The following is a 12,759-nucleotide window of genomic DNA, read 5'->3' as shown; positions in this document are numbered from 1 at the left end:
CCGGGCGGGCGCCCATGTGAAAAAGCCCGCCTCCGAAGAGAGCGGGCCGGCAGCACCCCAACGATTTGTGCGAATGTCGTCAACCACGGACCGATTGTCTGCCCGGCGACTGGCGCCGGTCCCCCGGGTTTGCGTGGGTGGACCGGCCTGATTCGTGAATCGTGGCGAGGGTTTGCGTGTCGCTGTTGGCGACTTACTTGAAGAGATCCTTGACCCGGTCGGTCCAGCTCTTCGCGTTGGGCGAGTGACGCTCGCCACCGTCGCGCAGGCTCTTGTCGAGTTCCTTCAGCAGCTTGCGCTGGTGCTCGGTCAGCTTCACCGGCGTCTCGATGCTGATGTGGCAGTACAGGTCGCCCGGATAACTCGAGCGCACGCCCTTGATGCCCTTGCCGCGCAGCCGGAAGGTCTTGCCGTGCTGGGTGCCCTCGGGCAGCTCGATCTCGGCCTTGCCGCCCAGCGTCGGCACCTCGATCGTGCCGCCCAGCGCCGAGGTCGTGATCGACACCGGCATCGTGCAGTGCAGGTCGTCGCCGTCGCGCTCGAAGATGTCGTGCTGCTTGATGCGGATCTCGATGTAGAGATCGCCCGACGGGCCGCCGTTGACGCCCGGCTCGCCGTTGCCGGCCGAGCGGATGCGCATGCCTTCGTTGATGCCGGCCGGGATCTTGACTTCCAGCGTCTTGGTCTTCTTGATCTTGCCGGCGCCGTTGCAGGTCGTGCAGGGCTCCGGAATGATCTTGCCGGTGCCGTGGCAGTGCGGACAGGTCTGCTGGATGCTGAAGAAGCCCTGGCGCATGTGCACCGTGCCGCTGCCGCCGCAGGAGCCGCAGGTCTTGGCGCTGGTGCCGGGTTTTGCGCCGCTGCCGTGGCAGGTCTCGCAGCCTTCCCACGACGGGATGCGGATCTGCGTCTCCTTGCCGCGCGCGGCTTCCTCCAGCGTGATCTCCATCGCGTAGCTCAGGTCGCTGCCGCGGTAGACCTGCTGGCCGCCGCCCTGGCGCCGGCCACCGCCGCCGCCCTGCTGGCCGAAGAGGTCGCCGAAGATGTCGCCGAAGGCCTCCGCGAAGCCGCCGAAGCCTTCCCCGCCCTGGCCGCCGCGGAAGCCCTGGTTCGGATCCACGCCCGCGTGGCCGTACTGGTCGTAGGCGGCCCGCTTCTGGCCGTCCGAGAGCATCTCGTAGGCTTCCTTGGTCTCCTTGAACTTGTCCTCGGCTTCCTTGGCACCGTCGCCCTGATTGCGGTCAGGGTGGTACTTCATCGCGAGCTTGCGATACGCCTTCTTGATGTCCTCTTCGCTGGCGTTCTTCGCGACGCCCAGGACTTCGTAATAGTCACGCTTTGCCATGGATCTTCCTGCGGGCCTCAAACCAAAACGCCGCGCGAGGCTGGCGGCCTCGCGCGGCGGCTGTCAATCGACAGCGATTGCCGTGCGCGATGCCGACGTGAGGGTCGGCATGCACGACGCTTACTTCGAGTCCTTGACTTCCTTGAACTCGGCGTCGACGACGTTGTCGTCGGCCGGCTTGGCCGAGGCCTGCGCACCCGCCGCTTCCGCGTGCTCGGCTCCGGTCGCGCCGGCGGCGCCACCCGCCGCGCCGGCCGCCGCCTGGGCGGCCTGCGCTTCGGCGTACACCTTCTCGCCCAGCTTCTGGCTGGCGGTCATGAGCGCTTCGGTCTTGGCGTCGATGTCGGCCTTGTCCTCGCCCTTGATGGCTTCTTCCAGGTCCTTGATCGATGCCTCGATCTTTTCCTTCTCGCCGGCTTCCAGCTTGTCGCCGTGCTCGGTCAGCGACTTCTGCACCGAGTGGATCAGGCCGTCGGCCTGGTTCTTGGCCTGGACCAGCTCGACCTTCTTCTTGTCCTCGGTCGCGTTGGCCTCGGCGTCCTTGACCATCTTCTCGATCTCGGCCTCGGACAGGCCGGAGTTCGCCTTGATGGTGATCTTGTTTTCCTTGCCGGTGCCCTTGTCCTTGGCGCCGACGTGCAGGATGCCGTTGGCGTCGATGTCGAAGCTGACCTCGATCTGCGGCAGGCCGCGCGGCGCCGGCGGGATGCCTTCGAGGTTGAACTCGCCCAGGCTCTTGTTGGCCTGGGCCAGTTCGCGCTCGCCCTGGTAGACCTTGATGGTCACGGCGGGCTGGCTGTCCTCGGCGGTCGAGAAGGTCTGGCTGAACTTGGTCGGGATGGTCGTGTTCTTCTTGATCATCTTCGTCATCACGCCGCCCAGGGTCTCGATGCCCAGGCTCAGCGGGGTGACGTCCAGCAGCAGCACGTCGGTGCGTTCGCCGCCCAGGACCTGGCCCTGGATCGCGGCGCCGACGGCCACGGCCTCATCGGGGTTCACGTCCTTGCGCGGGTCCTTGCCGAAGAACTCCTTGACCTTCTCCTGCACCTTGGGCATGCGCGACATGCCGCCGACCAGGATCACGTCGTCGATCTCGCCCACCGACACGCCGGCGTCCTTGATCGCGGTGCGGCAGGGGGCGATCGTGCGCTCGATCAGCTCGTCCACCAGCGATTCCAGCTTGGCGCGGGTCAGCTTGATGTTCAGGTGCTTCGGACCGGTGGCGTCGGCCGTGATGTACGGCAGGTTGACGTCGGTCTGCGACGAGTTGGACAGCTCGATCTTGGCCTTCTCGGCCGCTTCCTTCAGGCGCTGCAGGGCCAGCACGTCCTTGGTCAGGTCGACGCCCTGTTCCTTTTTGAACTCGCCGATGATGTAGTCGATGATGCGCTGGTCGAAGTCCTCGCCGCCCAGGAAGGTGTCGCCGTTGGTCGACAGCACTTCGAACTGCTTCTCGCCGTCCACGTCCGCGATCTCGATGATCGAGATGTCGAAGGTGCCGCCGCCCAGGTCGAAGACCGCGATCTTGCGGTCACCCGCGCCGTGCTTGTCCAGGCCGAAGGCCAGGGCCGCGGCGGTGGGCTCGTTGATGATGCGCTTGACGTCCAGGCCGGCGATGCGGCCGGCGTCCTTGGTCGCCTGGCGCTGCGCGTCGTTGAAGTAGGCCGGCACCGTGATGACGGCCTCGGTCACTTCCTCGCCGAGGTAGTCCTCGGCCGTCTTCTTCATCTTGCGCAGGACTTCAGCGGAGACCTGCGGCGGGGCCAGCTTCTTGCCGCGCACTTCCACCCACGCGTCGCCGTTGTCGGCGGCGGCGATGGTGTAGGGCATCAGGTCGATGTCCTTCTGGACTTCCTTTTCCTGGAACTTGCGGCCGATCAGGCGCTTCACCGCGTACAGCGTGTTGCGCGGGTTGGTCACGGCCTGGCGCTTGGCCGAGGCGCCGACCAGCACTTCGCCGTCTTCCTGGTACGCAATGATCGACGGGGTGGTGCGGGCGCCTTCCGCGTTCTCGATGACGCGGGTGGTGTTGCCTTCCATGACCGCGACGCACGAGTTGGTCGTGCCCAGGTCGATGCCGATGATCTTCTTCTTAGCCATGTGGTGCTCCTGAATTTGAAAACGGGGGGAACGGTCAGCGGGGAGGCCTTTCAGGCGGTCCCTGTGCGGCTCATAGGATGAGCGGCTGAAACAACGTTCCGGGATGCTTCTGATCTGTGGATAACTTGCCGGGGTTCAAGGGCCCGGTCACCTTTTTGTGCGAGATCGGTGCGTTTATTTGGGCGCGGTCACGGTGACCAGCGCCGGACGCAGCACGCGGTCGGCGATCAGGAAACCCTTCTGCAGCACGGTCACGACGGTGTTCGGGTCCTGCTCGGCGGGCACCACGGAAATGGCCTGGTGCTGGTGCGGGTCGAATTTCGTGCCGGCGGCCGGGTTGATCTCGACCACCTTGTTGCGCTCCAGCGCGGACTGCAGCTGGCGCAACGTGGCATGGACGCCCTGGAGGACCTGCTCGACGCTGGCGTCGGGCAGGGCGATGGCGGCCGAGAGGCTGTCCAGCACCGGCAGCATCGCCTCGGCGAAGCCCTCGACGGCGAACTTGCGGGCCTTGGTCGTGTCGTCCTCGCCGCGGCGGCGGGTGTTCTCGACCTCGGCCTTGGCGCGCAGGTAGGCGTCGGACATCTCGGCCAGGCGGCGCTCGGTGTCGGCCAGCCTGGCCTCCAGCGTTTCAGGCACCGCGGCGGCGGCGGCGGCAGCAGCTTGCTGGGTCAGTTCGTCCAGCGTCGGATCGGGATGTTGGTTGTCAGTCGTCATGGTTGGAATGCCCCAATGCGGGATGCCCGGGCCTCTCTGCGAAGGCGCGGCCGGCCTCTGGACGGCCAGCCTGCGTCGGGCGACCCGCCGCATCTGAGGCCCATGGCCGGAACTTCAAGAGGGGGATTTTGGCATCCGTGCGCGGGCAAACCCCGGGCCTGCTACCCGGGGGGCCGCGGGGACCACGAGACTAGGGTTTCACGTACATCGAGGCGTACCTGGCGCCGAAGTAGAGGATGAACGCGTAACACGCCGCCGGCAGCAGGAAGGACCACTGGACGCCCCAGCCATCGGCCAGCACGCCCTGCGCGAAGGGGACGATGGCGCCGCCGACAATGGCCATGCACAGGATGCCCGAGCCCTGGCCCGTGTGTCTGCCCAGGCCGTGGAGGGCCATGCTGAAGATCGTCGGGAACATGATCGAGTTGCACAGCCCGACCGCCAGGATGGCCCACATCGCGACCGGTCCGTGTCCGAAGGTCGCCGTCAGCACCAGGGCGATCGCCAGCAGGGCGTTGAAGGCCAGCGTCTTGCCAGGGCTGACGGCGCGCATCACGACGAAGCCGATGAAGCGGCCCACCATGGCGCCGGCCCAGTACATGCTCACGTAGCGCGCGGCGTCGGCCGGCGACAGGCCCGCGATGCTCGGTTCGCCCAGGAAGTTGATGAGGAAGCTGCCGACACTGACTTCCGCGCCCACGTACAGGAAGATGCCGATGGCGCCGAGCACCAGATGGCGGTGCGCCCAGGCCGAGCCATGGCCTTCGCCGGGCAGGGCGACGTCCTCGCCATCGTCGATCCGCGGCAGCCTGGCGGCCAGGAAGAGCAGGGCCAGGACCGCGAGCACCGCGGCGAGCGAGAGATAGGGCCCCCGCACGGTCGAGGCCGCCGCGGCCGCGGAGCCCGCCACGGACAGGATCAGCAGGCCGCCGACGGCCGGGCCGATGGTGGTCCCCAAGGAGTTGAAGGCCTGCGTGAGCGTGAGGCGGCTGGAGGCGGTGCGCGCCGGTCCGAGCACGGTCACATACGGATTGGCGGCGACCTGCAGCACGGTGATGCCCGAAGCCAGCACGAAGAAAGCCAGCAGGAACAGGCCATAGCCGCCGAAGGACGCGGGATAGAACAGCGCACAGCCGACGGCGGCGATCAGCAGGCCCGCCACCGCCCCCTTCTGGTACCCGAGGCGCCGGATCAAGGCCCCCGCGGGCAGCGAGACGATGAAGTAGGCGCCGAAGAAGCAGAACTGCACCATCATCGCCTGGACGTAGCTGAGGGTGTAGATCGCCTTGAGGTGCGGGATGAGGATGTCGTTCAGCGAGGTGATCAGTCCCCACATGAAGAACAGGAGGGTGACGACGACCAGCGGGCCGGTATTGCTGCCGTCGTGTCGCGGAGTTCCCGCGCCCGCCCGTTGAGCGCCGAGGGGGAGGTGAGGGGAAGTCTGTGCCATGTCGTCTCCAGTTGTTTTGATCGTCACTGACGCGTGCCGTCCGTCGCGCGCGGCGTTCGTCCGGCGCAGGGGCGCGCCCGTTGTTCAGTCCATGGCGCCGCGGCCCTGGACGCTCGGCGTCCCGCTGCCTTGCAACTGATCGAACAGGCGATCGATCGCCTGTCTGCCCGGCGGTGTGGCGCCCGACTGCAGGCAGGCCGCGGAGCCGGCAGCCAGCGCCGCATGCAGATGCGCGAGCAGGTCGCGGTCGGCGTGGCGGGTGAGGCTATGCAGCAGACCGGCCACGCTGGCGTCTCCCGCGCCCACGGTGTCGACCACGTCGACCCGGGGCGCCAGGGCATCGCAGCGGACGTCATCACGGAGCAGGCTCGCCCCCGCGCCGCCGCGTGTCAGCAGGCACAGCGCCGAGGGGTTCATCGCGCGCAGCTCGCGCAGCGCCTCGTCGACGCCGGCGCCGGGGAACAGGCCCCGCAGGTCGTCGTCGGAGACCTTGATCAGATCGGCCAGCGCCGCCATGCGCCGCAGCGTGGGCGTGTAGCTGGCGTCCATCAGGTGGCGGTAGTTCGGGTCGTAGCTGATGGCCACCCCCTGCTGCTTGAGCTGCGCGGCCATCGCCACCAGCCGGTCGCCGAGCGGCTGGCGCGCCAGGCTGATGCCCCCGAAATGCGCCCAGCGCAGCGCACCGGACCAGCCGGCCGGCAGGGCCTGTTCGTCGAAGTGCAGGTCGGCGCTGTCGTTGCCGATGAAGAAGTAGGAGGGCGGCTCCCCCTGTTCGACGACGGCCAGCAACGGCGGGCGATCGACGCGCTGCATCAGCCTCAGATCGAGGCCAGCCCGCTCGCTGGCGGCCCACAGGGCGTCGCCGAAGCGATCCCGGCTGACGGACCCGGCGAAGGCGGTGGGCTCGCCCAGCGCCGCCAGCGCCCGCGCGACATTCCAGACGGACCCGCCCACGCGGCTGACCCAGTGGTCCTGGCCCTGATGGAGGAGGTCGGTCAGTGCCTCGCCCGCGCAGAGCATCAGCGGCGCGTCATGCATGAGGGGCCTTTCCGAGCGCGCCGACGATGTCGTAGCAGGCCCCCATGGTGTGGTAGTCCACCTTGCCGGCGGGGCTCTTCTCGTCGCTGAGCTTGCGGTTCCGCGGGTCCAGGATGCGGTACCAGGCGCCGTGCTCATGGTCGACGAAATGCGTCCAGCTGTAGGCCCACAGGCGCTCGTACCAGTCCCAGTAGAAGGCGGCGTCGGCCGCGCGGACCGCGAGCAGTGCCGCCGCGGCGGCGCTCTCCGCCTGCACCCAGAAGTACTTGTCCGCGTCGCACACGCTCAGGTCCGGCGCGAGCGAGTACTGCAGGCCGCCATGCGCGACGTCCCAGCCCTTGTCCACCGCGACCTTGAACAGCCGCTCGGCGGTGGGCAGCGCCCAGCTCAGATCGGCACCCAGGACACCGCCGCGCGTTTCCAGCTGCACCAGCAGCTTGGCCCATTCGGTGAAGTGGCCGGGTTGGTAGCCCCAGGGCCGGAACAGATGGGCCGGATCGTCGATGTTGTAGCGCCAGTCCGGCTGCCATTGCGCGTCGTAGTGCTCCCAGATGAGACCGCCACAGCGTTGGGCCTGCCGCTGGGTGACGTTGTAGGCCAGCAGGCGGGCCCGCTCGAGGTAGCGGTGCTCGCCGGTCGCGTCGTAGGCGGCCAGCATGGCCTCGCAGGCATGCATGTTGGCGTTCTGTCCGCGGTAGCTCGACAGCGACTGCCAGTCGGGGCTGGCCTCGTCCGCATAGAGACCGGACGCGTCATCCCAGAACCGGCGCTCCATCAGGTCGAAGGTCTCGGTCAGCCAGGGCCGGGCTTCGCCCAGTCCTGCCATCAGGGCATGGGCATAGGCCAGCAGCACGAAGGCGTGACCGTAGGCGTGCCGGGTGCCGTCGAGGACCTCGCGCTGTCCCTCGCGCCAGTTCAGCAACCAGTGGTAGCCGCCCTGCGAGGTGTCGAGATGCGCCTCGCGCAGGAAGCGCACCGCGTGCCTGAGCCCGTCGCGATGAGCCGGATCGCCGGAGTGGCGGTAAGCCATCGCGTAGGTGAAGACGAAGCGCGTGCTGCTGACCAGGTGGCGCTGGTGGGCGTCGTAGACGGTGCCGTCGTCCTTGAAGAAGTGGTACATGCCGCCGCTCGGATCGATGCAGCGGGGGTGGTAGAAGCTCATGCTGTGCCGGGCGTGGGCGAGCAGCACGGCGGGAGAGCGGAAGTCGGGGAAGTCGGACATGGTGGGAGGGAGTGAGGTGGGGTGAGGCGCGCTAGGCGTCGCCACTGCTGTCACGCACGATCAGGTCGACCGGCAGGACGATGGCTTCGTCGGGGCTGTCGGGCTCGCGTCGCAGGAGCAGTTCGACGCCGGCGGCGCCGAGCGCCTCCTTGTCCACGCGCAGCGTGCTGAGCGACGGCAACGCGGTGGCGGCACCGCTGATGTCGTCGAAGCCCACCACCGCGATGTCCCGTGGCACGTGCCATCCGTGGTCGCGGCAATGCGCCATGGCCACCAGGGCCGTGCTGTCGTTGTAGCAAAGCACGGCATCGGGCGGCTGGGGCAGGCTCAGCAGGCTGCGCATGGCTTCGACGACCCCGGTGTCGCCGTCGCCCATGTTGGGAACGATGATCTCGAGGGCGGGGTCGGCCAGCGTCCCGGACTCATACAGGGCGCGACGGAAGCCTTGATTGCGCTGCTGGATGCTGAAGTGGGCCAGCGAGCCCGACAGCATCGCGATCCGTCGCCGGCCGCTGCGCAGCAGGTGCCGCGTGGCCAGGTAGCCCCCCATCGCGTTGTCCGGATTGACCGAGGTGAAACCCCGCTGCTGCATGTCGACCAGCACCATCGGCTTGCCCGTCTGCTTGAGCGCCGCGAGGACTTCGGGCTCGAAGAAGCCGGCGCACAGGATCGCGTCGGGCTGGTGCAGCCGTATCTGCTCCATCACCGGTGCCGCGGGGCCGACCACGTTGAAGGACAGCGCAATGCCCGCCTGCCGGCAGGCTTCCTCGGCACCGTGCAGGACCGGGGAGAAAAAATGGCTGGAGGCCCGCGTCCTGTGCTGGCAGTGCAGCAGGAAGGCGATGCGCCGGATGCGCACCTTGCGCAGCCGCGACAGGTCGTAGCCCATCCGATGAGCGGCGTCGTTGACCTTGTCGCGCGTGGCCGCCGTCATGCCGGCCTGGTTCTTGAGCGCTCGCGACACGGTGCCTGACGACAGTCCCGTCGCATGGGCGATGTCTCGGATCGTCACCTGGGTCATGGGTCTTGCATCGATTCGGGGGTCGGGGATGGCCGTCTAACCGCGCGGTCAGAGCGCGGCGGGCGGACGCGATGCCGGCGCTGCGCCGAAGTCCGGATTGGGGGAGGCCGCCATCGTGAACACGAGCCGGCCGCCCTGCATCAGGCTGGCATGGTCGATCCAGCTGCGCGTGTAGGGCTGGCCGCGCCAGGTCACCGCGCTCACATGGCACTGCGCGGGCCCGTTGCCCACGGCGTCGATCTCCAGCGTGCGGCCACCCGGCAGCGCCAGCGTGGCCCGCTCGACCAGCGGACTGCCGAACACATAACGCGCGCTGACCGGATCCACCGGATACAGCCCCAGCGCGCTGAGCACCAGCCACGCGGACATCTGCCCGCAGTCCTCGTTGCCCGACAGGCCGTCGGGCTGGTCGCTGTACAGCGTGTCCATGATCTGGCGCACGCGGGCCTGGGTCTTCCAGGGCTGGCCCGCGTAGGCATACAGATAGGCGACGTGGTGGCTCGGCTCGTTGCCGTGGGCGTACTGGCCGATCAGGCCGGCGATGTCCGGCGGCGCGCCGGGCAACTGCTCGGAACTCGTGCTGAACAGCGCGTCGAGTTGGGCAACGAAGGCCTGCTCGCCGCCGAACAGCTGCATGTAGCCGGCCACGTCGTGCTGGTTCAAGAACGTGGCCTGCCAGGCGTTGGACTCGGTGAAGTCGTGCCAGCGCGTCGAATGACCGAGCGCACGCGGATCGAAGGGCTCGGCCCAGCGGCCGTCGGCCAGCCGTGGCCGCACGAAGCGCAGCCTGGCGTCGAAGACGTTGCGGTAGTTCAGCGAACGCTTCTGCAGCAGCGCCGCATCGGCGCTGGCGCCCACGCCGCGGGCCAAGCGGGCCAGCGCCCAATCGTCGTAGGCGTATTCCAGGGTCTTGCTGGTGGCCTCTTCCTCGCGGTCGGACGGGATGAAGCCCCGTTGGCGGTACTCGGGCAGACCGCGGTAGGCATCGTCCATCGCGCGCTGGCGCCACAGCGGCCAGGCACGCTGGAAGTCGATGCCGTCGAAGCCCTTGGCCTGGGCCTCGGCCAGGACCACGGCGGAGTGGTAGCCGATCATGCAGCCGGTCTCGCGCCCCTGCAGCGGCCAGACCGGCACGCCCTGGTCGCTCTGCTCCGCCATGCGGATGAGGCTGTTGACGAGGTCGGGGACGCGCGCGGGCGTGAGCAGCGTCAGCAGCGGATGCAGGCTGCGGTAGGTGTCCCACAGCGAGAACTGCGTGTAGTGGCGCTCGCCCTGCGCCAGTCGGTGCACGCGAAGGTCCATGCCGCGGTATTGGCCGTCCACGTCGCTGGAGAGCGTCGGCGCGAGCAGGCAGTGATACAGCGCCGTGTAGAGCATGCGGCCGTGCCGTTCGTCGAAGGTCCGCAGCCGCAGCGCCGCGAGTTCCCGCTCCCAGGCCGCGCTGGCGGAGGCGCGGACCTGGTCGAAGTCCCATCCGGGCAGTTCGTGGCGCAGGTTGCGCAGCGCCCCCTCGGCGCTGACGAAGGAGAGGCCGCACTTCACCAGCAAGCACTCCCCGTCCGCCGTGCGCCAGTGCAGGGCGGCGAGCAGCTGCGTCCCTCGCGACACACGGGTCGCGGCGCCGTCCGCGTCCGCCCCGTTGAACACCTCGAAGCGCTCGAAGGGCCGCGAGAACTGCATCGCGAAGTACACCTGCCGCCCCTGGGCCCACTGGTCGACCGCGCGCCCGCCCACGAGCGTGTCGTCGCCGACCACCTCGAGCTCGGCCCATGGCACCCGGGTGGGCACGCCCGGCCGGTCCTGCATGCCGTGGCGCAGATCCACCATGAGATGGCTGCGCGAGCCTTGGGCGAAGGTGTAGCGGTGCAGCCCCACGCGCTCGGTGGCGGTCAGCTCGACCGTGACGCCGCGATCCCGCAGGGCGACCCGGTAGTAGCCCGGTTCGGCGGACTGGTCCTCGTGCGTGAACGGGGCGCGCCAACCCAGCCCGGGGTTGTCGGGCGGGCCGGGCTGTCGCCGCACCTCGCCCACGCAGGGCATGACCAGCACGTCGAGCAGGTCGCCGATGCCGGTGCCGCTGAGGTGGGTGTGCGAGAACCCCATGATCGAGCGGTCGTTGTCGTGGTAGCCCGAGCAGGCGTCCCAGTCGGCGTTGTAGGTGTCGGGACCGAGCTGCACCATGCCGAAGGGGCGTGTCGCCGCCGGCGTGGTGTGACCGTGGCCGCCGGTGCCGATGAAGACGTCGACGTGGCGGACGGCCGCTTCGCCCGCGGGCGCCGGTCGCGCCGCGGTCCACCGTCCAGGGTCGGCGCAGCCCGACAGGGGCAGGCTGGTGGCGATCGCCATCTTGAGCAGGTCGCGGCGTGTGGTCATGGGTCAGTTCGCTTGCAGCAGCGCGGGCCGGTGCCGCGCCAGGTCGAGGATCAATTCGCCGAACAGGCCGTTGGCCCAGGCGAACCAGGGGCGGGTGAAATGCGCGGCGTCGTCCTGGTCGAAGGCCTCGTGCATGAAGCCCGTGCCCGCGTGACTGGCCTTGAGCCAGCGCAGGCAGTGGCGGACCTCGGCGGCGCCGGCGGCCGTGGCCGGCGCGGTCAGGGCCTTCATCGTGATGGACATCGGCCAGACCATGCGCAGGCCCTCGTGCGGGCCGCCCGTGCCCTCGGCCACGCGGCCGCGGAAGAAGTAGGGGTTGTCCACGCTCCAGGCCCGCGCACGCGTGCGGCGATACAGCGGCTCGTCCACCGCGCAGACGCCGAGATACGGCAGGCTCAGCAGGCTGGGCGCATTCGCATCGTCCATGAAGAGCTGGTTGCCGAACCCGTCCACCTCGTAGGCCCAGACCTCGCCGGCCGGGGTGCGCAGCCTCGCGTGGCGATTCAGCGCCGTGGCTGTCTCGTCGGCCAGCGCCTTGGCCTCCGTGGCCAGCGCGGCGTCGTGCAGCACCGCGTCGGCCATCACCGCGAGCTGGCGCAAGGACACCACGGCGAACAGGTTGGCCGGCACCAGGAACGGGTAGACGCAGGCATCGTCCGACGGGCGGAACATCGAGTGGATCAGGCCGACCGGCCGTGTCGGCGCGCCGTAGCCATCGAGGACCAGGGTCTCGGTGGCCGCCTCCGCCCGGCGCTGGAACCGGTAGGGGCCCGGCCCGGCCTTGCGCTGCTGCTCGCGCATCGTGCGCAGGACCACGCGCATCGCCTCGGCCCACTGCGCGTCGAAGGGCGCGACATCGCCGGTGGCGCGCCAGTAGCCGTGTGCCAGGCGCAGGGGCCAGCACAGCGAGTCGAGTTCCCACTTCCGTTCGGACACGCCGGGCCGCATGTCCGTCAGGTCGCCGATGGCCCACTTGAGTTGCGTGCGGGCCGAGGGGTCCTTCAGGAAGGCGTTGGCGTAGGGGTCGATCAGGAGGCAGCGCGCATGGCGGTGGATCACGCCCCGGATGAGACGACGCAGGTCGGCGTCCTCGCGGGCGAACGGCAGGTAGGGCCAGACCTGGGCGGACGAATCGCGCAGCCACATCGCGTCGATGTCGCCGGTGATGACGAAGGCATCGGGCTTGCCGTCGACCGTGCCCAGCGTGACCGTGGTGTCCAGCGTGTTGGGCAGGCAGTTGGCGAACAGCCAGGCCAGCTCCGGATCGCCGATGCGACGCTGAACCTCCGCGATGGCCGCGTCGACCGCGCGACTGACGAAGTGGCGCTGGTCCGGCGGGGGACGGCGGCTGGTGAACTGTTCGGCCGAAGGGGCTGCTGAGGCCGCTGAGGCCGTTGAGGCCGAGGCGAAGGCCTGCCCCGCGCCCGACCAGCCGACGCTGCCGGCCAGGCCCAGCTTGAGCATCGTGCGTCGAGCAGGGGAGTGAGACATGT

The 12,759-nt window shown here is 69.1% G+C and carries 9 protein-coding genes; all 9 read right to left on the bottom strand.

All coding sequences use genetic code 11. From position 1 onward, the window contains the following. Window positions 1–193: 193 nt before the first annotated feature. Window positions 194–1,345 carry a molecular chaperone DnaJ gene (dnaJ, locus tag AC1VNM_RS13515; protein ID WP_377152758.1) on the bottom strand — a complete coding sequence of 384 codons (1,152 nt, stop codon included), beginning with the start codon at window positions 1,343–1,345 and terminating at the stop codon, window positions 194–196. A 120-nt stretch (window positions 1,346–1,465) separates the two neighbouring features. Continuing rightward, window positions 1,466–3,445, bottom strand: a complete 1,980-nt coding sequence (gene dnaK, locus AC1VNM_RS13510; protein ID WP_377152760.1) for a molecular chaperone DnaK — start codon at window positions 3,443–3,445, stop codon at window positions 1,466–1,468. Between the two features lie 174 nt (window positions 3,446–3,619). Continuing rightward, a complete protein-coding gene (grpE, locus tag AC1VNM_RS13505) occupies window positions 3,620–4,162 on the bottom strand; it encodes a nucleotide exchange factor GrpE (protein ID WP_431104664.1) in 543 nt (180 codons plus the stop codon). 190 nt (window positions 4,163–4,352) lie between these two features. Then, window positions 4,353–5,612 (bottom strand): sugar MFS transporter, encoded by a 1,260-nt coding sequence (locus AC1VNM_RS13500; protein ID WP_483107260.1) that lies wholly within the window; start codon window positions 5,610–5,612, stop codon window positions 4,353–4,355. An 84-nt stretch (window positions 5,613–5,696) separates the two neighbouring features. Next, entirely contained in the window at window positions 5,697–6,650 is a 954-nt protein-coding gene (locus tag AC1VNM_RS13495) for a carbohydrate kinase family protein (protein ID WP_483107259.1), read from the bottom strand. Then, window positions 6,643–7,872 (bottom strand): AGE family epimerase/isomerase, encoded by a 1,230-nt coding sequence (locus tag AC1VNM_RS13490; protein ID WP_483107258.1) that lies wholly within the window; start codon window positions 7,870–7,872, stop codon window positions 6,643–6,645. Before AC1VNM_RS13490 ends, AC1VNM_RS13495 begins: the two co-directional genes overlap by 8 nt. Window positions 7,873–7,903: 31 nt before the next feature. Continuing rightward, the gene (locus tag AC1VNM_RS13485) at window positions 7,904–8,893 is read right to left on the bottom strand and encodes a LacI family DNA-binding transcriptional regulator (RefSeq protein ID WP_377152768.1); all 990 of its coding nucleotides are present in this window, start codon (window positions 8,891–8,893) and stop codon (window positions 7,904–7,906) included. Between the two features lie 48 nt (window positions 8,894–8,941). Continuing rightward, the gene (locus tag AC1VNM_RS13480; protein ID WP_483107257.1) at window positions 8,942–11,266 is read right to left on the bottom strand and encodes a GH92 family glycosyl hydrolase; all 2,325 of its coding nucleotides are present in this window, start codon (window positions 11,264–11,266) and stop codon (window positions 8,942–8,944) included. A gap of 3 nt (window positions 11,267–11,269) precedes the next feature. Continuing rightward, entirely contained in the window at window positions 11,270–12,757 is a 1,488-nt protein-coding gene (locus AC1VNM_RS13475) for a glycoside hydrolase family 125 protein (RefSeq protein WP_483107256.1), read from the bottom strand. Window positions 12,758–12,759: the final 2 nt, after the last annotated feature.

This window comes from Mitsuaria sp. MSU3D (genome assembly GCF_056867975.1).
Note: the sequence above shows the minus strand (reverse complement) of the source record. Positions and strands in the feature narration are given on the sequence as shown.

Coding starts and splice junctions, on each gene's coding strand:
- dnaJ (WP_377152758.1), bottom strand. CDS start 1,345: ATGGCAAAGCGTGACTATTACGAAGTCCTGGGCGTCGCGAAGAACGCC.
- dnaK (WP_377152760.1), bottom strand. CDS start 3,445: ATGGCTAAGAAGAAGATCATCGGCATCGACCTGGGCACGACCAACTCG.
- grpE (WP_431104664.1), bottom strand. CDS start 4,162: ATGACGACTGACAACCAACATCCCGATCCGACGCTGGACGAACTGACC.
- AC1VNM_RS13500 (WP_483107260.1), bottom strand. CDS start 5,612: ATGGCACAGACTTCCCCTCACCTCCCCCTCGGCGCTCAACGGGCGGGC.
- AC1VNM_RS13495 (WP_483107259.1), bottom strand. CDS start 6,650: ATGCATGACGCGCCGCTGATGCTCTGCGCGGGCGAGGCACTGACCGAC.
- AC1VNM_RS13490 (WP_483107258.1), bottom strand. CDS start 7,872: ATGTCCGACTTCCCCGACTTCCGCTCTCCCGCCGTGCTGCTCGCCCAC.
- AC1VNM_RS13485 (WP_377152768.1), bottom strand. CDS start 8,893: ATGACCCAGGTGACGATCCGAGACATCGCCCATGCGACGGGACTGTCG.
- AC1VNM_RS13480 (WP_483107257.1), bottom strand. CDS start 11,266: ATGACCACACGCCGCGACCTGCTCAAGATGGCGATCGCCACCAGCCTG.
- AC1VNM_RS13475 (WP_483107256.1), bottom strand. CDS start 12,757: ATGTCTCACTCCCCTGCTCGACGCACGATGCTCAAGCTGGGCCTGGCC.